The 22,574-nt window shown below is 44.0% G+C and carries 23 protein-coding genes and 1 pseudogene; 4 read left to right on the top strand and 20 right to left on the bottom strand.

Going from position 1 to position 22,574, the window contains the following annotated elements; genetic code table 11:
* The first annotated feature begins 291 nt into the window (after positions 1-291).
* Positions 292-756 (top strand): peptide-methionine (S)-S-oxide reductase MsrA, encoded by a 465-nt coding sequence (gene msrA, locus F6J99_RS17030; RefSeq protein WP_293080009.1) that lies wholly within the window; start codon positions 292-294, stop codon positions 754-756.
* 165 nt (positions 757-921) lie between these two features.
* On the opposite strand, the gene F6J99_RS17025 is transcribed toward msrA, so the two are convergent.
* Together F6J99_RS17025 and F6J99_RS17020 are read right to left on the bottom strand one after the other, a co-directional pair.
* The gene (locus F6J99_RS17025) at positions 922-4,098 is read right to left on the bottom strand and encodes an endonuclease/exonuclease/phosphatase family protein (RefSeq protein ID WP_293113951.1); all 3,177 of its coding nucleotides are present in this window, start codon (positions 4,096-4,098) and stop codon (positions 922-924) included.
* A gap of 199 nt (positions 4,099-4,297) precedes the next feature.
* Positions 4,298-4,441 (bottom strand): hypothetical protein, encoded by a 144-nt coding sequence (locus F6J99_RS17020; RefSeq protein WP_293113950.1) that lies wholly within the window; start codon positions 4,439-4,441, stop codon positions 4,298-4,300.
* A gap of 4 nt (positions 4,442-4,445) precedes the next feature.
* Between F6J99_RS17020 and F6J99_RS17015 the strand changes: the two genes are divergently transcribed.
* A complete protein-coding gene (locus tag F6J99_RS17015; RefSeq protein WP_293113949.1) occupies positions 4,446-4,589 on the top strand; it encodes a hypothetical protein in 144 nt (47 codons plus the stop codon).
* A 7-nt stretch (positions 4,590-4,596) separates the two neighbouring features.
* Here F6J99_RS17015 and F6J99_RS17010 read toward each other — a convergent pair whose 3' ends face one another.
* Positions 4,597-5,061 carry a VOC family protein gene (locus F6J99_RS17010; RefSeq protein WP_293113948.1) on the bottom strand — a complete coding sequence of 155 codons (465 nt, stop codon included), beginning with the start codon at positions 5,059-5,061 and terminating at the stop codon, positions 4,597-4,599.
* A 104-nt stretch (positions 5,062-5,165) separates the two neighbouring features.
* Between F6J99_RS17010 and F6J99_RS17005 the strand changes: the two genes are divergently transcribed.
* On the top strand, positions 5,166-7,328 hold the full coding sequence (locus tag F6J99_RS17005; protein WP_293113947.1) for a Tex family protein: 2,163 nt from the start codon (positions 5,166-5,168) through the stop codon (positions 7,326-7,328).
* A 306-nt stretch (positions 7,329-7,634) separates the two neighbouring features.
* Positions 7,635-8,192, top strand: coding sequence for a pentapeptide repeat-containing protein (locus F6J99_RS17000; protein ID WP_293113946.1), 558 nt, complete (start codon positions 7,635-7,637; stop codon positions 8,190-8,192).
* Between the two features lie 42 nt (positions 8,193-8,234).
* On the opposite strand, the gene F6J99_RS16995 is transcribed toward F6J99_RS17000, so the two are convergent.
* From F6J99_RS16995 to F6J99_RS16915, 17 genes and pseudogenes are all read right to left on the bottom strand, one after another.
* Positions 8,235-8,549 (bottom strand): hypothetical protein, encoded by a 315-nt coding sequence (locus F6J99_RS16995; RefSeq protein ID WP_293113945.1) that lies wholly within the window; start codon positions 8,547-8,549, stop codon positions 8,235-8,237.
* A 1,167-nt stretch (positions 8,550-9,716) separates the two neighbouring features.
* Positions 9,717-12,314: a leucine--tRNA ligase gene (gene leuS / locus F6J99_RS16990; RefSeq protein WP_293113944.1), complete on the bottom strand. Its 2,598-nt coding sequence runs from the start codon at positions 12,312-12,314 to the stop codon at positions 9,717-9,719.
* A 552-nt stretch (positions 12,315-12,866) separates the two neighbouring features.
* Complete coding sequence (locus tag F6J99_RS16985; RefSeq protein ID WP_293113943.1) at positions 12,867-13,238, bottom strand: type II toxin-antitoxin system RelE/ParE family toxin; 372 nt, start codon at positions 13,236-13,238, stop codon at positions 12,867-12,869.
* Positions 13,231-13,473 carry a hypothetical protein gene (locus F6J99_RS16980; RefSeq protein WP_070395029.1) on the bottom strand — a complete coding sequence of 81 codons (243 nt, stop codon included), beginning with the start codon at positions 13,471-13,473 and terminating at the stop codon, positions 13,231-13,233. Before F6J99_RS16980 ends, F6J99_RS16985 begins: the two co-directional genes overlap by 8 nt.
* A gap of 181 nt (positions 13,474-13,654) precedes the next feature.
* Positions 13,655-14,479, bottom strand: a complete 825-nt coding sequence (locus F6J99_RS16975) for a class I SAM-dependent methyltransferase (protein WP_293113942.1) — start codon at positions 14,477-14,479, stop codon at positions 13,655-13,657.
* On the bottom strand, positions 14,476-14,601 hold the full coding sequence (locus tag F6J99_RS16970; protein ID WP_293113941.1) for a hypothetical protein: 126 nt from the start codon (positions 14,599-14,601) through the stop codon (positions 14,476-14,478). The genes F6J99_RS16975 and F6J99_RS16970 overlap by 4 nt, the downstream gene beginning before the upstream one ends.
* A 245-nt stretch (positions 14,602-14,846) precedes the next feature.
* Positions 14,847-15,818, bottom strand: a complete 972-nt coding sequence (locus tag F6J99_RS16965) for a protochlorophyllide reductase (RefSeq protein WP_293113940.1) — start codon at positions 15,816-15,818, stop codon at positions 14,847-14,849.
* A 384-nt stretch (positions 15,819-16,202) separates the two neighbouring features.
* A complete protein-coding gene (gene cobA / locus F6J99_RS16960; RefSeq protein WP_293113939.1) occupies positions 16,203-17,009 on the bottom strand; it encodes a uroporphyrinogen-III C-methyltransferase in 807 nt (268 codons plus the stop codon).
* Positions 17,006-17,869: a CbiX/SirB N-terminal domain-containing protein gene (locus F6J99_RS16955; protein ID WP_293113938.1), complete on the bottom strand. Its 864-nt coding sequence runs from the start codon at positions 17,867-17,869 to the stop codon at positions 17,006-17,008. The genes cobA and F6J99_RS16955 overlap by 4 nt, the downstream gene beginning before the upstream one ends.
* A 529-nt stretch (positions 17,870-18,398) precedes the next feature.
* A complete protein-coding gene (locus F6J99_RS16950) occupies positions 18,399-19,013 on the bottom strand; it encodes a hypothetical protein (RefSeq protein ID WP_293113952.1) in 615 nt (204 codons plus the stop codon).
* On the bottom strand, positions 19,003-19,242 hold the full coding sequence (locus F6J99_RS16945) for a hypothetical protein (protein WP_293113937.1): 240 nt from the start codon (positions 19,240-19,242) through the stop codon (positions 19,003-19,005). The genes F6J99_RS16950 and F6J99_RS16945 overlap by 11 nt, the downstream gene beginning before the upstream one ends.
* A 5-nt stretch (positions 19,243-19,247) precedes the next feature.
* Complete coding sequence (locus F6J99_RS16940; RefSeq protein WP_293113936.1) at positions 19,248-20,483, bottom strand: B12-binding domain-containing radical SAM protein; 1,236 nt, start codon at positions 20,481-20,483, stop codon at positions 19,248-19,250.
* Between the two features lie 300 nt (positions 20,484-20,783).
* Positions 20,784-21,266: pseudogene (locus F6J99_RS16935) on the bottom strand (cobalamin-dependent protein); the annotation flags it as partial.
* A 14-nt stretch (positions 21,267-21,280) separates the two neighbouring features.
* Positions 21,281-21,451, bottom strand: a complete 171-nt coding sequence (locus tag F6J99_RS16930; protein WP_293113935.1) for a hypothetical protein — start codon at positions 21,449-21,451, stop codon at positions 21,281-21,283.
* Positions 21,452-21,545: 94 nt separating this feature from the next.
* Entirely contained in the window at positions 21,546-21,722 is a 177-nt protein-coding gene (locus F6J99_RS16925) for a hypothetical protein (RefSeq protein WP_293113934.1), read from the bottom strand.
* Positions 21,723-21,753: 31 nt separating this feature from the next.
* The gene (locus tag F6J99_RS16920; protein ID WP_293113933.1) at positions 21,754-22,038 is read right to left on the bottom strand and encodes a type II toxin-antitoxin system YafQ family toxin; all 285 of its coding nucleotides are present in this window, start codon (positions 22,036-22,038) and stop codon (positions 21,754-21,756) included.
* Positions 22,031-22,267 carry a hypothetical protein gene (locus F6J99_RS16915; RefSeq protein WP_293113932.1) on the bottom strand — a complete coding sequence of 79 codons (237 nt, stop codon included), beginning with the start codon at positions 22,265-22,267 and terminating at the stop codon, positions 22,031-22,033. Before F6J99_RS16915 ends, F6J99_RS16920 begins: the two co-directional genes overlap by 8 nt.
* Positions 22,268-22,574: the final 307 nt, after the last annotated feature.

The raw sequence follows: 22,574 nt of genomic DNA, 5'->3' as shown, positions 1-22,574 counted from the left end.
TCTCCCTCCTCCCTACTCCCTACTCCCTACTCCCTCAAAAAGTGACAACTATTATATAATTAGTAAATCCTGAGCAATGATTGATCAATAAGGGGTGCATCTCCTAAAAGCTGTTTAAACCCGTGGGTGGAATGGGCATCTTGCCCGTGACAATTTTCGGACTGGCTGTCCCAATACTAGCGGTGCGTTACGGGACGGCCTGTCCTAATACTGGCTACGAGGCGGAAAATGAAGGCGAGCCCGTCCCTAACGCACCCTACGCAAAATTTACTGTTTAACTACGTAACAACGATGGAAAAAGCGACATTTGGTGGTGGTTGTTTCTGGGGAGTAGAGGCAGCATTTCGGAAAGTGAAGGGAGTAGTATCAACCTCTGTTGGTTATATGGGGGGACATTTTCCTAACCCATGCTATCTAGATGTATTATCAAGAATAACGGGTCACGCGGAAGTGGCACAGGTGGAGTATGACCCGGAAAAAGTTAGCTATGAACAATTACTTGACGTGTTTTGGTCTATCCATGACCCTACGACATTGAACCGCCAAGGTCCTGATCGAGGCGAACAGTATCGATCGGTGATATTTTTCCACAATCAGGAACAAGAAGTGTTGGCAAGACTGTCAAAACAAAAGCTGCAAGTTTCTGGTAAGTTTGATAAAGATATTGTCACCGAAATTAAGCCAGCTTCCGACTATTATTTAGCTGATGACTATCATCAACAGTATTTTGAAAAAAAGCAGCGGTCTTTAACGTAGATATTGCAGGATCTAATAGGGAATCGGGAATCGGGAATCGGGAATCGGGAACTGGAGTTTAGCTTAATTTATTATAATTTTTGCCTAATTGCATGCATTAAGATGCACCCAAAAGCTGGGTGCATCTCATTACTTTTCTACTTAGGAATCGAACACCAATAAAAATTAAGCTAGTGCAGATGGATCACCAAAAATAAAGTTATCTGCACTCAGTTGATCAGCAATAACATCTTCGAGAATAGCTAATGATTGACCATTAATGCTAATCACTGCCCCAACACTATTCTGAGTAATGTCTAATTCCTCGAAACTGGAGATAATTTGGCTCAAATCAATCAAGTCACGGTTAGTGTTAAAGTCAGTGATTATATCAGTTCCGACCATGACACCTTCATAAACAAAAATATCATTACCCAGACCACCTGTCAGTAAATCCTCACCAGAACCACCGATCAGAGTATCATTACCAAAGCCACCGATCAGAGTATCATCACCATTGTTGCCTTCTAGAGAGTCGGTACCAGCACCTCCATCTAGGCTATCGTTATCATTGCCTCCCAGCAGAGTATCATTACCAAAACCACCAAACAGAGTATCATCACCATTGTTGCCTTCTAGAGAGTCGGTACCAGCACCTCCATCTAGACTATCGTTGCCATTGCCTCCGAGCAGAGTATCATTACTAAAACCACCAAACAGAGTATCATTACCATTGTTGCCTTCTAGAGAGTCGGTACCAGCACCTCCATTTAGGTTATCGTTACCATTGCCTCCCAGCAGAATATCATTACTAAAACCACCAAGGAGAGTATCGTTGCCACCGTTTCCAAATAAAGTATCTGAACCACCTAGTCCTTCAATGGTATCATTTCCATCTGTACCAGCAAGTTCATCATTACCAAAGGTACCAATGATTTTCTCACCTGGAATTACTATTGCTGGCAAAGTCAATCCTACAATTACTGGGTCGTGGTCACTAGCGCGCTCTGGAGTGTCAGCGAAATCAACGTTGGCATGAACAATATCATAGTCTGCAACATTGACTAAGCTATCAGATACAAATGCATGGTCAAGAGCTTGAGAGTTACCGTTGAAGATAAAGCTGTAAGCGTCTAAAGGATCCAAGGTATCGGTCAAATTAGTAAGAACTGGATTATCTGGACCCCCTGCCAAGTTAACAGTCTGGTAATCTTCAAATTGGAAACCATTCAAGTCCCCTAGGACAACCACATTAGCTGATGGATTTTCAGCTAAGATACTATCAACAAAATCGTTATTGGCTTGAGCTTGCTCAACACGGTCAGTCTCTCCACCAATCTCGGGAGGTTGAATGCCACCAAACAAAGGATCACTACCACCACGAGAGCTAAAGTGATTATTAACAACAGTAACTTCCTGTTCGTTAAATTCAAAGGTTGCAGCTAAAGGTAGGCGAGTTCCATTGAAAGGATTGTCTGCTTGACTTTGAGGTATGTCAAGGACAGTTTGAACAGAACCTGGAACTAAATCCACTCGTTCTGGATTGTATAAGTAAGCAACACGAATATTGCCACCAGGTTGTCCACCGTTTAAATCATCTTCGATAAAAGTGTTGTCAATGAACTGGTATTGTGGTCCTCCTGCTGCGACAATCTCATTAATGAGTAATTGCAGGGTGTCACTAGCTGAAATAACATCAGAACTTCCTGGACTAACAGAACCATCATTATCCTGAATTTCTTGTAAACCAATGATGTCCGGTGTGGCGAGATTGTTAACAATTTGATTAGCAATTAAATCGAAGCGACCATCTGCTATATCGGTATCACCATCAGCATCGTTGGGATCTAAGTTGAGAACATTGTAGCTAGCAATAGTTAATTGGTCAGAATCACCTACTACAGTTGTTGTTTCTGGTGTTGTAATCCCAATATTGCCTTGAGGAGTGAGGGGTTCATCAATAAGAACTTCGTAGTTACCAAAGCTGTAGCTGACAACTCCAGTTACATCCCCTAACAATGTTCCAGTGCTGATGGAAGGGAGATCACTCTCGTCAGTTAGTGCATCAATTTGCACTCTTTCTGGATTAAATTCAATGTCAGCAAAGGTAGTACCATCACTAAGATCAGGGTCGTTGAGAGTAACACCACCGTTGCTGTTTAGACCAGTTGCAGATGCACCTTGGTTAGGAACTACAAAAAACTCAAAGGTTGAGAAGCCACCAAAGGCATCAGTAGGAGCAACAGAAACTGCATCTTCAACAGTTACTAGCATTCCTTCTAAACTTTCGTAGAAGTCAATACCATCTACTGTGGGGTTAAAGGTACCTGATGCTGTTTGTAGATTAACAGGTAGTTCACTATTGCTAATAATAGTTTCTGTGGGAGCTAACCGACCACTTGAACCGATAATGGTAGCAGCAGGAACATCATTTCCAGTTGAGAGAGTGGTAATCGTTGGGCTGACAATATTGGTAATAGAGAGGTTGCCAGTACCAGCACCACCGGGAATAAATTCATTGACTGTACCTGTTACCTCTAGCTGATCACCTACAGTGACTCCAGGGGCTGAACCGGTGAAAACAAAGATCCCGTCTGAGGTAGCATCATTACCATCTCCTGTTGGGTCTTGTAGATAGAAACCATTCGTATCTACTGCTGTGACAATACCTGTGGTGGTGACTTGGCTACCCTGAAATGGGGAGAGGTGACCAGCACCTTGAATATCAAAGATGGAGATAATTGCGGGGCTTGTTCCTACAGTAGTAGAAATAGTAGGGTTGATAGAACCGAAGGTATCAGTACCAGCAGTGGGGTCAATATTAAAAATCCCTCGAGTTACGTCAATTCCATTAATATCAAAAACTTGACCGTTGTCTGGATCATTAATGGCATAAAGGTCTCCTACACTACCATCTCTAAAGATAAGTCTAGGTTCATCACCAGTAAAGGCAAAGTCGGTTCCACCGAGATCTGTACCATACAACAATGTTTCATCACCTGCTGCATCAGGCACACCGATTGCATCAAAAACGGTACCAAAGGTTGATAAATCATCTGGAACTCCGTCATCGTCGGTGTCAATATCAGTAGAGGTGTCCCCTGTGAATGTAGAAAAAAGGGCTACTGTAAATGAAGGGTTCTCTATGTCACTAATACTGACACTCAACAAACCATTGCTATCAAACGTACCTGAAACCGACTCAAAATTATTGATGTCTCCTGGGTTAGAACCACCAGGGTCGCTCTCAATATTGACGATCACTCCTTCAAAAGATTCGCCTGGTGTTCCACTAAGTTCAAATGTTGTCAGAGCTGGATCACTACCTATTGGGTTAGGTTGGAATTCACTAATAATAGTCATGCCAAAATTTTCTCCAATTTTTCCTTGAGTCAGTATTGCGAACAAACTCTTGAAAATTTACAACATTACAATTCATTCACTAAACTGTGAATTTACACCCAGATAGACTAACTCTTGGAAATCATACCTTTTAAAGGTTAACATCAAGTTATGTTTTCGGATTACTTAGGTCATTTCTATTATTACAGCAGTTTGCAATTCAGTTAGGTACAAATTGATGGGTTTTTAGGGAACAGGGAACAGGGAACAGGTAACAGGTAACAGGTAACAGGTAACAGGTAACAGGTAACAGGTAACAGGTAACAGGTAAGAGAGAAGAGAGAAAAAATAATGTGTACCTCATAGCTATGATAAATGTTATAGGTGCGCTTGAGCCATTAATAAGTAATGGGTCAAACGCACCTAATAGTTATGAAAAACGCTGTAATTTTTATTCCCGATTCCCGATTCCCGATTCCCGATTCCCGATTCCCGATTCCTCACAACTGTAACGAAGTCTCATTCCATGGGATCACAACGAATTTCAACGATAAATCCATCGGGGTCATAAAAATAGATACCTTTGCCGGTAGGACGAGTTACTGGACCATGATCGATGGGAATTTGATTTTGTTTTAGCACTTCTACGGCTTGGTCAAATAACTGAGGATCGATATCAAAGGCGAGATGATTGACCCGAGTAAAGCCACGATGGGGGTCTGGATCCGGTGGTGATAGCTCTGGCTCGGAAAACAAATCCACAACAATGCCATCTGGGGTAACGAAGTTAGTGACTTTTCCGGCTGCGACTAGCGATCGCAAGGTACTGGGCACTTCTTCTCCAGTTAGTTCATGTAAGCCTAGTACTGTACCATAAAAGTGACGCGATGCTTGGATATCCTTCACATTCAGAGCAATATGATGGACTCGACGGAGACTACCTGGACTTAGTGTAGGTTTGATCACTTCAGGACTAGAAACCATTTTTCTTAATAATTGTTAGTTGCAAATGGAAGTGTTAATTGTTAATTATTAATGGTTATACCGTTCTCAATTTGCTAGTTTAAATTTCCCCTTTTCCTGGTAACATGAGCACTTTTTCTCAAATCTTAGCCCAAGAACTGTCGTTAAGTGCGACTCAGATCGAGAATGCCCTGTCTTTATTTGCTGAAGGGGCAACTATTCCGTTTATAGCTCGCTACCGTAAAGAGGTGACTGGTTCTCTAGATGAAGTTCAGTTACGCACTATAGCTGAGCGCCATACTTATCTAACGGAACTTGAGCAACGGAAGTCAGTAATCCTGAATGCGATCGCATCTGCGGGTAAGCTCACCGATGAACTAAAGGCTAAGATCGAAGCTTGCCAGCAAAAGACTGAATTAGAAGACCTTTACCTGCCCTATAAACCCAAACGACGCACTCGGGCAACCATGGCGAGGGAGAAAGGACTTGAACCCTTAGCGGACTGGATTGAGTCGATGAACACTCCGGAGGTTAAATCAGTATCCTTATCTGAAGAAGCCGCTAAATACATTTCCCCAGACCATAAGCTCAATACGGTAGAGGACGTTCTTCAAGGTGCCTCTGATATATTAGCGGAAGCTGTAGCGGAAAAAGCCGACTTACGAGCGTACTTGCGGGATTATTTCCTAAAATCGGGAGTATTCGTGTCTCGGATTAAAAAGGATTATCCCGAAGGTACCACTAAGTTTGAAATGTACCGGGAGTTCCAAATCCCCGTGAAATCTGTAGCGCCACATAATATGTTAGCCCTGCTCAGGGGTGAAGCGGAGGGAGTCCTAAAGCTGGAACTCTCTTTTGATGAAGACTATGTGATGTCCTACCTAGAGTCTGAGGAAATCCACACCAAGCTTCCCCTACTGCGAAAGTTTTACCAGACCATGCTCAAAGATGGGTTTAATCGGCTGATGAAAACCTCCCTAACTACGGAAGTACGCACCGATCGCAAAGCCTATGCTGATGCAGAGTCCATTAAAACCTTTGAAGCCAATCTCCGAGAACTGTTGTTATCTGCTCCAGCAGGAATGAAGCCAACCTTAGCTATAGACCCAGGCTTCCGCACCGGTTGTAAAGTGGCTATCCTGGATGAGACAGCTAAATACATCACATACCAGGCAGTGTTTCCCCATCAAGGCAGCCAAAAGCGCGAACAAGCTGCTAAAACAATTAAGAATTTAATCGAAACCTACCAGATCGAGCTGATTGCCATTGGTAACGGTACAGCATCTCGTGAGACAGATGAGTTTATCTCGGAAGTCCTCAAAACCATGGAGCGCAAACCAATTAAAGTAATGGTGAATGAATCTGGGGCATCGATTTATTCCGCCAGTGAGCTAGCACGAGAGGAGTTTCCAGATTTAGATGTGACAGTCAGGGGAGCGATTAGTATTGGCAGACGCTTACAAGACCCCTTAGCCGAGTTGGTCAAGATTGACCCTAAATCCATTGGTGTGGGACAGTACCAACACGATGTTGATCAGAAATTACTCAAAAAGAAACTTGATGACACCGTGGAAAGTTGTGTAAACTATGTAGGAGTAGATTTAAATACTGCTTCCGCTCAACTGCTAACCTTTGTATCTGGCATTACCCCGACCATTGCTAATAATATTGTGACCTATCGCAATCAGCAAGGTGCATTCAAAAACCGTCGGGAAATTCTTAAGGTACCAAAGCTAGGGCCAAAAGCCTTTGAACAGTCAGCAGGATTCCTCAGGATTCGCAACGGGGATAATCCATTGGATAACACAGCTGTGCATCCAGAGAGTTATCCCGTAGTGAAAGCGATCGCATCGGATTTGCAGTTACCTCTAGCCAAGATTAACCAAGGAGCAGAACGGTTCAAGTCAGTAGATTTGAACCGTTACGTCACAGATACCATAGGCTTACCAACTCTAGAGGATATTATCGAGGAATTGGAAAAGCCCGGACGAGACCCCAGGGCTGAGTTTAAGTACGCCACCTTCAAAGAAGGCGTAAATGAGCTCAAAGACCTAAGTCCTGGCATGGAATTAGAAGGAATTGTCACCAATGTGGTCAACTTTGGAGCCTTCGTAGATATCGGCGTGCATCAAGATGGGTTAGTGCATATCTCCCAACTAGCTGACCGGTTTGTAGAGGATCCCAAACAGATAGTCAAAGTGGGACAGGTGGTGAAGGTGCGAGTAATGGAAGTGAATGAAAAACTGAAGCGCGTTAGTTTGTCAATGCGATCGCACAGTAGTAATTAGCTAAGCTATCAGCTATCAGCTATCAGCTATTAGCTATCAGCTATTAGCTTAAGCGCTACGCGCACGCGTGCGCGTTCAGCTATCAGCTTATGGGCTACTTGAGGTGCTTTTGAATCAAGCAAGTAAGCATTGGTTTAATCTCTGTTACATCAGCTGACGCTATGGAAGCGTCAGCTAAAAGCTGACGGCTGACGGCTGACCGCTGACCGCTAAATGCTTACGTAATTAGCAATCACGGTAGAAATAATAGGTATTTCTTGAACTTGACTGCCATAATACAGGCAAAACAAGATTTGGCCAGAAATTATGAAATTCAGAATCTTAGGAATTAGTGTACTGCTAGCCTCCTTAGGGTTAATCGCTCCTATCAATGCTGAAGTGCGCGAGCAGTATCTACAGCTACTGCAAACTAAGGAATGTCGAAGCTGTGACCTGGTAAATTCTGACCTAGCCAGAGCTGATTTGAGGGAAGCAGACCTGAGATATGCTAACCTCCAGGGAGCCAATCTCAGTGGGGCTAACCTTTCTGATGCCATGCTCGAAAGTGCAGCAATGAGAGTTATTGATGGCACAGGGGCAACCTTCCGCAATGCCAACTTAGATTCAGCCTACGCCACAGGGGCTAACATGAGTCGTGCCGACTTTAGTGGTGCTAGCGTAGTGTGGGCAAATTTCATCAGTGCTGACCTCAGTGGTAGTTCCTTTAGGGGTGCTGATCTCAGTAACACCACCTTTCTGAATGCCAACCTCAATGGTGCTGATTTGAGTGGCGCTAACCTCAGTAACGCTAATTTCATTAACGCTGATTTGACTAACGCTAACCTTGATAATGCTAACCTTACTGGTGCGCAACTTCCTAGGTAAATTAGGGATTCCCAAAGTGAATTAGCATTCAGCTATCAGCTATCAGCATTCAGCTAATGGGCTAAAGATGGTGGGTTGCTGAATCTTCCAATGAATAGGAGTAGAGTGGGCATCCTGCCCGCCCGGCAATTTCGAATCAATAGCAGTAGAGTGGGCATCCTGCCCGCCCGAAAATAAGCATGAAACTGGCAAGATGCCAGTTCCACGCCTGATGCCCATTCCACTGAATCGGAGTAGAGTGGGCATCCTGCCCGCCCGACAATAAGCATGAAACTGGCAAGATGCCAGTTCCACGCCTGATGCCCATTCTACTGAATAGGAGTAGAGTGGGCATCCTGCCCGCCCGACAATAAGCATGAAACTGGCAAGATGCCAGTTCCACGCCTGATGCCCATTCTACAAAACTCTTAAAATCATTCCATTATTAAGCAACGCCCAAAAACTGATAGCTGACGGCACCTCAAGTAGCGTGCGCGTAGCGCATTAGCTGAATGCTTAACTAAGGATTCTTATTGATGCACCCTGGTTTCTTAACATACTGACAAACGCGCTGGTGAAGGATAGCTCTCGTCCCCACTGGTCCCACGCTAAAGATGACCTTATCCTCTATTTGCCCTCCCGGTATGATTTTGACCAAAAATTTGGGTTTCAAGCCCCGTCCTTCGCTGGATAGAAACCTGATTAATAGTGGAGCCTTTATGGGGGACTGGCTATGAGAAAAAGGGTAAAAACTTATTAAATAAGGCTCCACTATTCTTACGGTAACTTGGCCTATGGCCACGCTGCGCGAACAACGGACGGCTTTTAAAACAATCTGCTAGAATAGAAAGGTGGCCTAACACAGACAGGATTCGTCGGTACTGTCATAATTTCACGACGTAAAGCGATGTTAGCACCTGAGGCGCGAAAAACCTCATTAAAAACGTATGGATCCTAACAGATACCGAAAACCAGTAAAGCAAACATTAAAAACTAAAAGTACCGTGGGGCACACGGGAACTGAGGAAACTCAACGCTTAGGGAGATAAGCCCACTGGGGTTAGTTAAATTAAACTAAATACTTGGTTTTTAAACGGGTATTCGGCTTAAGTATTGCCTTTGACGGATAGCTAATTTTAGCGATGCAGCGCGGTCTTGGGGGTTTCCCCCATGAGCGACTGCATCAAGACAAGGCATGTCGAGGAACTAAGAATCCCCGTCCATAAGCGGGCGGGGAGTGTCAAACCACAGATAGGACAGACTTGTGCGTTTTGTCCAGACATAGCTATTAGTAAATGAACCTGATGGATTGTTTTGTAGCTATATAGCACTACCCATTAAGGTGTTTGACATTGATAAAAGCAGCAAAAGCTGTTTTAGTAAACTTTTGCCTCTTGCCTCTTGCCTCTTGCCTTCGGCGTAGCGCTATATATAGCGATGAGCGCAGGAAATAGCTGATAGCTGATAGCTGATAGCTTCATTACCTATCCCCTCCGTGGCACAGGCTTCTAGCCTGTGACATACTGCGCGATCGCTTTTTTCCTATCAAACCACTACAAAGTTTACCAATTTACCAGGTACCACAATTACCTTCTTAATCTCCTTACCCTCTAGATATCGCTGTGCTACCTCAGATTCCCGAGCATAGGTTTCTAAGGCTGCCTTATCGGAGTTAGCGGGAACTTGAATAGTGCCGCGAGTTTTGCCTTTGATTTGAATAACTAAGGTAATTTCATCGGCTACCAAAGCATCAGGATCATACTCAAGCCACGGTTGATTGTGTATGGATGAGCTATGACCCAGACTATGCCAAAGTTCTTCAGCAATATGGGGAGCAAAGGGAGCAAGTAATGTAATCAAGGTTTCAATGCCTTCTTTATAGACCGGGGAGTCTTTACACTTAGCATCAGTAATGCCATTACTTAGCTTCATCAATTCCGAAACCGCTGTATTAAATTGATACTCCCCTTCTAAATCCTCAGTTACCTCTTTAATGGCGGTGTGAATAACTCGTCGTAAGTCTTTTTCCGGTTTAGTTAAATCACCATTAGACGGGCTAGGTTTAGTGCTACCATTAGCGGCGAAATCCGATACTAAACGCCAGACACGATTAAGAAAACGGAATTGCCCTTCTACATCAGCATCATCCCATTCCAAATCTTTTTCTGGTGGTGCTTTAAACAAGATAAACATCCTAGCGGTATCGGTACCGTATTTAGCTACTACATCTTCTGGTGCGACACCGTTGTATTTAGACTTGGACATTTTTTCATAGAATACCGCCAACGGTTCCCCAGTCTCTGGATCTTTAGGGTCATTGGGATCGATATCTACAACAGCGAAGTATTTACCAGTTTTGGTATTTTTGTAAGCCGTATTCTGTACCATCCCCTGAGTTAGAAGACGTTGGAACGGTTCATCAATGTTTAGTAAACCGCGATCGCGCAATACCTTAGTAAAGAATCGCGAGTAGAGCAAGTGCAAAATAGCATGTTCGATGCCCCCTACATACTGATCCACTCCCATCCAATCATTGGTTTTGTTGGAATCAAACACAGCAGAGTCATTCTTGGCATCGGGATAACGTAAGAAATACCAGGAGGAATCGATAAAGGTATCCATGGTATCGGTTTCCCGTTTAGCTGGTGTACCGCAATTGGGACAAGGTACATTAACCCAACTGTCTAATTGAGCCAAGGGAGAAAGACCACGTCCGCTAAAGTCCACATCTTCTGGTAACTCTACTGGCAGGTCTTGGTCTGGCACTGCCACTGCGCCGCAGTTAGGACAATGAATCACAGGGATAGGGGCACCCCAGTAACGCTGGCGAGAGATTAACCAATCTCGGAGGCGATACTGCACTCGGGCTTTCCCCCAGCCCTGTTGTTCAGCATACTCAATAATCCCGGTCTTGGCCTTGACGGAATCCATGCCATTGAATTGGTCAGAATTCACGACAATGCCCGGTTCGGTGTAAGCCGCTTCTAGAGGAGTGTCATTAACTGTTTCGACATCATCTGAAGTTGGGACAATCACCACTTTGATGGGTAATTGCTTTTCCTTGGCAAACTTAAAGTCTCTGGCATCATGAGCTGGTACTCCCATCACTGCACCAGTACCATACTCATACAGCACATAGTCAGCAATCAAGATTGGGATTTCGTCCCCAGTGAAGGGATTAATTGCTTTACCACCAGTGGGAATCCCTCGCTTGGGCTTATCCTCTGCTGTCCGTTCCAGTTCACTTTGGTTACTGACTTCCTCAATGAATGCTTCAACTGCAGCCTTTTGGTCAGGGGTAGTGACTTTGGCGGTCAAGGGATGTTCCGGTGCTAGCACCACATAGGTAACCCCATAAACCGTATCTGGACGAGTGGTGAATACACCAATTTTGTTAGCTAAGCCGTCATCTGAGCTATCATCTAAGCCCACAATCGGAAATTCTAGATAAGCACCAACAGATTTACCAATCCAGTTGGCCTGCATCAGCTTCACCCGTTCTGGCCAACCGGTTAAGGTATCCAAGTCCTTGAGCAATTCTTCCGCATAGTCGGTAATTTTAAGGAACCATTGACGCAACAGTTTCCGTTCCACCTTGGCACCAGAACGCCAGGAACGTCCTTCACTATCCACTTGCTCATTAGCTAGCACGGTCTGATCCACGGGGTCCCAGTTCACTGCTGCTTCTTTCTGGTAGGCCAGTCCAGCGTTGAAGAACTGTAAGAAAATCCACTGAGTCCACTTGTAATAGTCCGGGGAGCAAGTGGTTACTTCACAATCCCAGTCATAGGACAGTCCGAGGCGCTTTAATTGCGATCGCATTTGGGAAATATTTTGGTATGTCCACTTAGCTGGATGAATCCCGCGAGCGATCGCAGCATTTTCTGCCGGTAATCCAAAGGCATCCCAACCCATGGGGTGAAGTACGCGATAGCCTTGCATCCGGCTTTTCCTGGCAATCACATCAGTAATTGTATAGTTACGGACATGACCCATGTGCAGGTTACCCGATGGATAGGGAAACATGGACAGAGCATAGAATTTCGGCTTGTCAGTTTCTGTGGGGGTTTGGTACAAGCCTTGCTCTTCCCAAATTTGTTGCCATTTTTCCTCTATCTCGGTGGGTTTGTATTGTGACTGCACAAGTGATACTCCTCAGGTATGATTACGCGCTTTAGCTTACGTCAGTTCTGACTGTAGTTCAATTTTGGCACATTCGTTAGGGAATGCCTGATCTAGTATACTTCTTGCCGATGTAGGGAACAGGAAAGTCAGAAGAGGGAATAGGCAACTTTGGAATTGGGAAAAAATATATCTTATTTCAATTTCGTGAGGTACATATTATCTGGTTTTAGGGAATAGGGAACAGGGAACAGGGAACAGGGAAATTATAAGAGGTAATAAGTAAATTTTGAATTATAAAAAAATTGAATTGTAAAAAATACTGTTGACATTCTAATGAACTCAAGTTGATTCTATTACTGTGAGTACTGAGTAAAAACAGCAATTAGAAGTAATTTAATCCCGCCTGATCAATTCTTGATGCAGTCGCTAATGGGGGAAACCCCCAAGACCGCGCTGCATCGCTACCTTTATTGATTTGATGAATGCATCGACAATTTTGTCAAGAGCGATTTCCACCTTATTATTCCTAGCATAACGAGATGACATTTTATTTTTGATCGCCAGAAGGAATTAATTCTCGTTCAAATTACTTTTTCGGAGTTCGGTAAGCTCCTCTTTTAAAGTTACGGCATGTTTACTAAGTAACGTCGGAATATCCCTCCCCATACGAATAAAAGCAGCGATGGCGATGCGTTTTTCTCCCAAGGGTTCATAGACAATATAATGTTCTCTAACAGGATATAAACACAGGGAGGTATCCCCTGTCAGCTCCTGACGTTTCGGAACTTTTTGATGATTAAGGGCGATAAACTGTGCTGCTTTTTCAAGGTCATGAAAATACTCTTTTGTTAATTCATTGCCCCATCTAGCCCGTGACCATGCTTTGGCTTCCCGTAAGTGCCGCCGCGCTGTGGGGGTGAGGAGATAGTTTTTCCTAGTCACAATCGGGATTATCTTCTTCTAAAATATCGAGGATAGATTCCGGGACAAATTCTTGATTCCTAATTTCCCGTAGCCCTTGGATGATGTCGGACACAATCAAATAGTCTTCCATATCCCGACGAATCAAATCGCGGATGTATTCGCTAGGGGTTGCATAGACATCATCATCGCTTGCCCGCATATCAACATAGCGGCGTAGTTTATCGGTTAGCTGGATATTCAGGCTGCTGCTCATTGCGATTCTTTGTATGGGAAGAAACCTTTCACCACTCTAGCATCAATGGCATTAAACAACAATATTTGCCATATTAACCCAAGACAAACAACATTGAGCGCAACACCAGACCAGTAGCATGGCCAATACCTGAAAGCTGTTCCCGTAGCGTGCGCGTAGCGCATTAGCTAAATGCTTACCACTAGATTTTTTGAGCAATCTGAAGAACAGAGAGATAGGAAGTTTCGAGACTATTGCCTAATTCTAGCTCTAGTATTTCCTTCACCCCTTGAAACAAAGACTCTCGCTGCTCAGGGTTTAAAGCTATATAAGGTGATAAAGTACTCAAAAGCGCTATATATTTATCAATACTATAGGTAACGTCACACACCAACTGTTCCGATACTAAGTCTTGGAATTTCCCGGAATTAATAACAGTTTCTGCAATTTTGCTGAGGTTCTGTTGATGAGTTTCTATCTTTTCATAGGGTTTCAGAGAGGGAGCATGAGTTTGATAGAGCTGATTCAACAGTTGGCAAACTTCATGGTTCGGTTGAGGGGACGTATTCCATAGCAAAATCAGAAACCCATTCTCTTTTAGAGCATCAGCTGTTTTTTGATACCGGATCTCTTTGGAAACCCAATGAAAAGAAGTCGCTGCTAACACAGCATGGAATTTACCAGTTTCTAGCTGCCATTCTTCAAAGGTACTATTAATAATTTCTACATCTGGATATTGGCTACAGTTATCTCGCGCTAGCTGGCACGATTCCTGGCTGGGTTCAATCGCAACGATAGAGAAGCCCAAGTCAGCAAATGCTGTCGTAGCAATTCCCGGACCGCATCCCACTTCAAGAATTATCCCATCGGCAGGAAGTTGAACTAACTCTACCCCACGGTTAATCAGTTGGTGAGGATAGCGTGGTCTGGCCTGGTCGTAAGCCTCTGCCACAGAAGAATACCAAATTTTTTTTTCTTCCAAGTCTTTAGACTGGATAGCATTAAGTAGTTCTTTAATGTCTTTCATCTAGAATTTATCAATTGGGTGAGGTACCAAATTTTGGGGTTTAGGGAGCAGGGAGCAGGGAGCAGGGAGTAGTGGTAAGAGTGTGGGAAGGGGAGAGTAGCCAAAAAAAATGTGTACCTCATGAATATGATAATTGCTAGATCATGAGTTATTTGGTAGTGGGAGCAAAATGCTCCCTAATCAATAGAATCAATCATGCTAAAGCAGTGGACAAAACTAGTAACGCATATATAACATTGACAAAGGAATTGAAACAAAGCAAGGTTTTTTCATTACCAAAAGTCCCTATATAGTTGATTAACTTTTGCCTATTGCCTATTGCCTCTTGCCTTTCCTTAATGCTATAGTAACGCACCATTATTTAGCATCACCCTAGTCCAACTAACTTTTCGCTCAATTCCCACAAGCGCTTAGCTTTAGAATCATCCATTGCTTCATTAGAAACTTCTTGAACAAAGGACTTACGACCTTCTTTTTGTCGATTACCCCAGCTCCAGTAAACACCGGATTTATTATAGTCAGGATCAGCCACTACTGTTGCTAGTCTATCGCCTGCTAATTCCTGGGACACATAGCCTCCAGTAATGTTTTTCTGGAACAATGGGAATAGTTTCTGGAACAGAGAATAGTGATTGCGGAATAGAGCGGTTTCAGCAACACATCCCGGATAAAGGGAGTTGAAAACTATTCCGGTAGAGTCATGATAGCGCTGGTGCAGCTCTCGCATGGTCAGCATGTTACAGAGTTTGCTGTCCTTGTAAGCTTTCCCAGATTTAAAGGCTTTGCCATTAATCATTGAGATCGGGGGTTTGAATCCTTCTTCAAAACCCTTGAGGTCTCCCAAGTCTGGAGGTGCTGGAATCGGAATCTTGCCTCCCAATTCCTTAGGATTAGCAGTGACAGTTCCCACAATCACTAGCCTTGGCTGGGAAGAGGATGAATTCTTCAAATCCTCTAGCATCAGATTACACAGGAGGAAATGACCGAGGTGATTGGTAGCAACACTCAATTCATATCCCTCTGGATTTCGCAACGGTTCCTTTAATAAAGGCAGATAGATGGCAGCATTGCACACCAACGCATCGAGGGATCTGCCGGTTGCTCTGAAGGCATTCACAAACTGCCGGACACTGGCAAAACTAGCTAAGTCAATATATAGCGCTGTATAGCTGTCTTTTGGTATTCCCACCTCTTGAGCAGCTTTTTCCGCTTTATCAAGATTCCGACAAGCCATAACCACATGCCATCCCCAGGTTTGGGCAAGAGCTCTGGCGGCTTGCAAACCAACTCCCGAGGAGGCCCCTGTAATGATCACTGTTGATTTATGATCGTTTTCCATTTTGTTTAAAACTGGTCTATTGATCGTAACTTTATTAGGCTCTCACACTAAGTTGCGATCAAAGATACTATCTTCGGTTAGAGTTTTAAGGCTACAGGTTACAGGTTGAAGGTTGAAGGTTACAGGTTACAGGTTACAGGTTACAGGTTGAAGGTTACAGGTTAGAGGTTGAAGGTTGAAGGTTGAAGGTTACAGGTTACAGGTTACAGGTTACAGGTTACAGGTTACAGGTTACAGGTTGAAGCTTACAGCCGGTTAACTTTAAACCGGTTAACCTACCCTACACCGAACGCCAAAGGCGAACAACCTTCAACCTTGGCCAAAAGGCCACGCTACGCGAACAACCGCTTAACCTTCAACCTTCAACCTTCAACCAGTTAACCTTCAACCCCCTTCAATCTTCAACGGTGAAAAACCTTCAAGCTGTTGCAACTTGACCACATTACCAATGACTGCGATCGCAGGAGCAGAAAACTGTGTTTCCTCAACCTGAGCCACAATGGTCTCTAAGGTTCCAACCAACTGTTCGGAGTCAGGTCGTGTGCCCCAGCGAATCAGCACTACTGGTGTTTGGGGATTCAATCCTGCTTCACACACTTCGGTCACAATCCGAGGCAGATTATGAACTCCCATATAAATCACAATGGTTTCTGAGCCATTTGCGATCGCATTCCAATTCACCTGAGGTCGATACTTGCCCACTGATTCATGACCGGTGACAAAGGTGACGGAAGAACTATAATCCCGATGGGTCAATGGAATTCCCAGATACGCTGGTGCTGCAATTCCTGAAGTTATCCCTGGTACCACCTCCACTGGCACCCCTGCCGCGATCAAATCCCCCATTTCCTCACCACCACGACCAAACACAAAGGGGTCTCCCCCTTTCAGCCGTACCACCACGGCATGAGAGTGGGCCTTTTCAATCAACAGCTCAGTTGTCTGTTGCTGCAACATCGAATGACGACCCCTGCGCTTTCCGGCATTAATCTGTTCCGCCTGGGGATTAATCATCTTCAACACTTGCGGACTGACTAGGGCATCATAAACTACCACATCTGCAAATTCTAATAACCCCTTTCCCTTCAAGGTCATCAATCCGGGATCTCCAGGACCTGCCCCAACCAAATACACTTTACCCAAACATGCCTTGCTCACTACCTTCACGTCCTTGATGTCTTCGTGGTTCATTGCTGCCTAATCCCATCCATAATCAAATCCACTAATGCCTCACTCACACCAATCGGTTTTCCGAGATTCAACTGCACTTGAGGGAACTTCTGCTGTATCTCCAGTAACATTTGTGCGATCGCATCGGTAATTCCTCCCTCAAACAGAAAATATGCCAAAATGGCAATCCTTTTTGCACCAGACTCTGTTAGTATAGAGACCTGCTCCCAAAGGGACGGCTGTACTGACCAGTAGGACGCCACAGCCCCCAACTGGTTAGCTACAGCCCCCGTTTCTTCTTGACCCCCAGGGCGGCTCGTTCCATGGGACAACAAAATCTTGGCATCGCCCTCTAGCTTTGCCCATTGATTTGTCAACAGCCTCACCAAAGCCGGATTAGCTCCCAAATGAGGCAGTAGATGAATCACAATTTCACTACCTAAGTTCTGTTGCGCTAGAGATACTTGCCAAGGAATATCCTCCATGACATGTACTCCCCGCAATAGAAATAGGGGCAATAGTTTCAATTCCTTACAGCCAGCCCCTTTAGCGAGCTGAGCAAATCGGACAATTTGCTCATGTAGGGGTATATCAGCTAGTTCTAAAGTGGCTGTACCTACCAAAGGTGCGCTTGACCTTGGCGAATTAAATTCGCCACGGGTCGCACCTAAAGGTTGACTGGAAAGACCGTTAGCTGTTAACAGATCACTGTCACCACTGTTGCTTTGTGGTGATATGTTTGGTGAGATAGTCTGTCTAGCCCTAGCCTCCTGAGAGGCTAGTCGGATTCGCAGCAACTCAGCCAATTGTTCCATAGCCCGCTGGGGACGTAGATCATGGCTGCCGTGGGAGATTAACAGATACGCAGATGAGGGTGACAACGATATACTGAACTACCTTGATCGAATGTGTTAATTAATACTATCTTCCCTAGAGAGACAATTTTGTATAAACTATTTCTTAAGAATGTTGCATTGTGCTAATTTCCTTGCTATTGCACCAGCATGATGCCACCAGTCAAATCCCCCAACCCAGCGCCCTGATGGCAAATGTCCTACCAAAATATCCGGGAAGGTGAGAGCCCCTCTCGGGAGCATGTCACAAATGCCTAACATTTGTAAATTATCTGGGGCATGGGTAATAGGTAATGGGTAATAGGTAATGGGTAATAGGTAATGGGTAATAGGTAATGGGTAATAGGTAATGGGTAATAGGTAATCGGGGGAGCATTTACTTATTTATATTTGTACATTATCTATAGCCCCCTCATGGGTAATTGCTTGCGCTAATGGGACATAGTACTTTTGTTCTGCAACGCAAGACCTGCTCCCTATTTTGATTGTGAAAAGATTGTCTCATTAAATCCTGATTCGGGGCTGATATTAAGTCAATTGATAACTACATACTTAGTTATTTATCACTTTCTAGTTCTAATTCACATTGACTGAATATATAATTAATTGCTGAATACACTCGCTCTAAATCAGAAATTGTATAATTGTTAATTTCTCTAGTGTAGAGATTACCTTTGAGTTTACCAAACTGCCAAAGTTGACCATTGGAAACAATTCCAAATATAGTTTGCTCAGATTGATCATTAATCTTTTGAATTGCCACCATTTCTGCTAAACATTGACCCCACCCCTTAATAAAATCATCCTTTTTGGCTTCTACAGCTACAAAATAGGGCTTTTCAAAGATTTGCTTCCCAAGGGGAGACCGCTTTGCTAAAATATAATCCGGTATTCCCGTGAGCTGTTGATCATAGGTTATTGCTTTATGACTCCATAAGGTAAATTTATCTCGATACTGTCTGTATACTTCCTTCAAGAGCGGAAAAATAATCGTCTCACAAATAGCATACTCTGACTCTTCAACGGTAAATTCTCGAAGACAAAACTCTAAATCTTCTTTAAACGCTTCTCTGATTACAGTGTCAGTTTCCAGGATATAATTGGCTTCAGTAGCAGTAATTGTAAATTCTTGGAGTACTTCGCCAATAGTCTTATAGGAATCAAAGGACATGAGGGAATCGGGAATTGGGAATCGGGAATCGGGAATCGGGAATTGGGAGTCGGGAATCGGGAATTGGGAGTCGGGAATCGGGATCGGAAAGAGTAGGAAAGAGATATGTAGCGAGGTCTTGGTGGTTTCCACGCCAGTCAATCATCTCACTCCCCATCTCCCCATCTCCCCATCTCCCCATCTCCCCATCTCCCCATCTCCCCATCTCCCCATCTCCCCATCTTCCCACAGTAACTACACTTCCCCCGCTACTTCTGCAAGAGGTCTAGTGTTAGCAAGTGCTGCCAAAAACTTAGCCAGTTGTGCTGGAATTTGATCATGGACAATTTGGCGGTATTCAAGGAAATGTTCCAGATAGGCATGATCGCTAAGATACCGTTTCCATACCTGAGGATTGTGCCTGAGGATAGAAAAAAGTTGACCCCAGAATTGCAAGCGGGTTTGGCGCTTAATGCCATTGCGCCAGATAATAATTAGCAGTGCCCACAAATAGATAAATTTTGGCATTACTAATTTAGGGTGATAGGATTTCGGCTTCATGTTTAAGTAGTGCCGATAAAGTCTGCCTAAATAGGATTCTGGTTTATATAATTCCCAGAAACAACTGACATATTCCTGAGCCAGTTGTTCGATCGGGCGAGTGGGGATAAAATTGGTCAGAGTTGTCTGATTGATATTTTCTTCATTGCCTTCTAGCAAACGCCCCTCTTGTTTGAGCCGATCCCAAAGGGCGGTATTGGGCAAGGCTTGTAACATACTAAAAACAGGATGGGGAATGGCGGTTGCTTCCACAAAATTGATAATGCGATCGCCTGCTCCTGGTTTTTCCCCATCCAAGCCAATAATAAAGCCAGCCATCACTCGCAAACCTGCCCGATTAATTTTCTCAACCGCATCTCGTAAGGGTTGACGGGTGTTTTGGTGTTTTTTGGTCAGGGTCAAGCTATCAGTATCTGGTGTTTCAATTCCCACAAAGACTGAACTAAAATTGGCAGCAATCATCAACTCCAACAGTTCATCGTCTTCGGCCAGATTCAAGGAAGCTTCTGTGGACAAAGGAAAGGGGTAACCATGCTCTGCCATCCAGGGAGCCAGTTCCTGCAACAGAAGCTTAACATGGCGTTTATTGCCAATAAAATTATCATCAACTATAAATACAGGAAGCCGCCAACCCAGATTATAGAGGGTTTCCAATTCAGCCAATACTTGAGCAGGGGTTTTGGTGCGCGGTTTACGGCCATATCGCACAGAGATGTCACAGAATTCGCACTCGAAAGGACAACCACGGGAAAACTGTACCGACATCTCGCTTTGACACTCCCCGGTCATTAGACGCGGGGATTCTTGGCTCAATGACTCGACTTGCTCAACCAGGCCGGAGCCAAGAAGAGTAGAGGTCAAATCTCCCCAAGCGTTTTGGTTTAATACCAGGGTTCCGGTGTGCCCCACCGTACCTAAAATAGTTAACAAATTTAAGTTAACAAATTTAGATAACAAATCTAGATGAACATTTTTTTTATCTTAGACTTTCATAGACGTCCAAATCGTTAGACTTGATTGTGCAACATGATTATCTCAAAACATGTTTTTTACACTGTCTACTTATTCAAGATCATGTTTATCTAGAACATTAATTGTTTTTTTGTTATGTTTTTATCTTAACACGGTGCGATCAAACTGTCAATACATAGATGCTCCAAAGGAGCCTTCAGTTGCGAACAAAAAAAAGCCGTCCTGTAAGGACGGGGCGCGATTACCCAAATTTTTTGGTAAATCGTAGCGGGGAATTGGTGTCTTGGTGACATCTGCCCTTTCGCCATGAGCACGGAATACTCCCGAAGTTTCTCCCAGAGCCAGTGCTTCAACAAATCTCGGTAGGGTAATCTCACCCTCATCTAAAATCAGAAAGTCTACTCCTGCTTCTTGAGCTTCCTCTGCTATAGAGGTGACATAGGGACCACCGACGGCTACCAATTTGCCCCGCCTTTTCCCCTTGCCAATCAGGTGGAGCAGATCGGGTTTCTGGACGATCATACCGGAAACGATCACCACATCTGCCCATTCCCAGTCAGCGTCAGTTTCTAAACGAACATTACGGTCTACTAAGCGGAATTCCCAGGTTTGAGGAAGAATAGCTGCTACGGTAATCAGACCCATAGGGGGTTGGGCGACTTTGCAGCCGATCAGTTCTATGGCTTTATCAAAAGACCAATAGGATTTCGTGAACAGAGGAGACAGGAGTAAAACTCTCACGTTTGATCTTGAAATCAACAATAGTAAAATACTATAGCAGTTCTCAATTTAGGGAATCGGGAATCGGGAGTCGGGAATCGGGAGTCGGGAATCGGGAAGCTAGCAACAGTAGGGGTAGGGTGGGCAAATTTTGAGAATTTGATCATGTCGTCAGGTATGATGCCGATTTGCCCACCAAACACCATCAGGCCGTACTTGGTCAGATAGGGGTAGGGTGGGCAAATTTTGAGAATTTGATCATGTCGTCAGGTATGATGCCGATTTGCCCACCCTACCAGATCAGGCTCGCACTTGAATGATACGGTTGGCGTACTGAAGGTTAGTTTGTTGGAATTGAGCAATGGTTTCTGCAAGATCGATCAAACCTTGAGCAGCAGGATTGTCTTTATCCCTAGAGTGCCGATAATGGGAAGTGCGCGATCGCATAGTAGCGACTGGGCGAGAATCCCTTGACAATCAAGACAGTCGCTACAAGAATCCGATCACCTTAATAAACATCTTCATGAGTGCCAATATCTAATAAGAGGATAACTGTTTCCCCAGTCCCTTCATCCGTTTTTAGGGAGAAAATAATGCGGCAATCATATCCACAAGAACAGGAGAGCAAACCGGATAATTTTCCAGTGAGCTTATGAGTCCCTAAGTTGGCTGCAAATACATCATTCTCCATTGCTAGAAGCGTTTTTTCTATTTTACCTTGTAAGTTAACATGACGACGAGTAAATTTTCGCAGTGACCTTTTAAATTGGCTACTAATAACTAGTTTATACATCAGTAAAACTGGAATGATTGAAGCATTCTCGCAATTCTTCTATTGCTTCAGTAGCTGTTTGGATTTTTAGCTTACCTGCTTGGAATTCGGCAAAGGAAATCTCTGCATCCAACGCAATTTTCTGTCGTCTTTGTTCAACCATTCGGCTTTTAAGAATTTGGATTAGCATTTCTTGCTGTTCTACAGGAAGGGTCATTGCTTCCTCTAATACTTTATCTAGAGTACTCAACGGGGTTCTCCTCGACGTCACTACCTTTATTGTGTCATATCATCGGTTTGTTGGGTTTTGTTGCCTCAACCCAACCTACACTATTCGCGTACCCACGCGCGGACATTCACCGGTGCGTTACACTTCATTAACGCACCCGACAAGAGCTGATTTCTCCTAACTTTTTTTTGTCTGTTTGTCTTGGACATTACCTTAAAATGATGCAGATTTTTCTACTCGTTGGCGGTTAATTAAAAGTTATTTTAGCCGTCAATGTAATCCTCAATATGAGGGTAATAGTTCAACATCTCGACAACATAAAGGCGAA

This window comes from Moorena sp. SIO4G3 (assembly GCF_010692305.1).
GTDB lineage: Bacteria > Cyanobacteriota > Cyanobacteriia > Cyanobacteriales > Coleofasciculaceae > Moorena > Moorena producens_A.
This window is presented reverse-complemented; position numbering and strand designations above follow the sequence as displayed.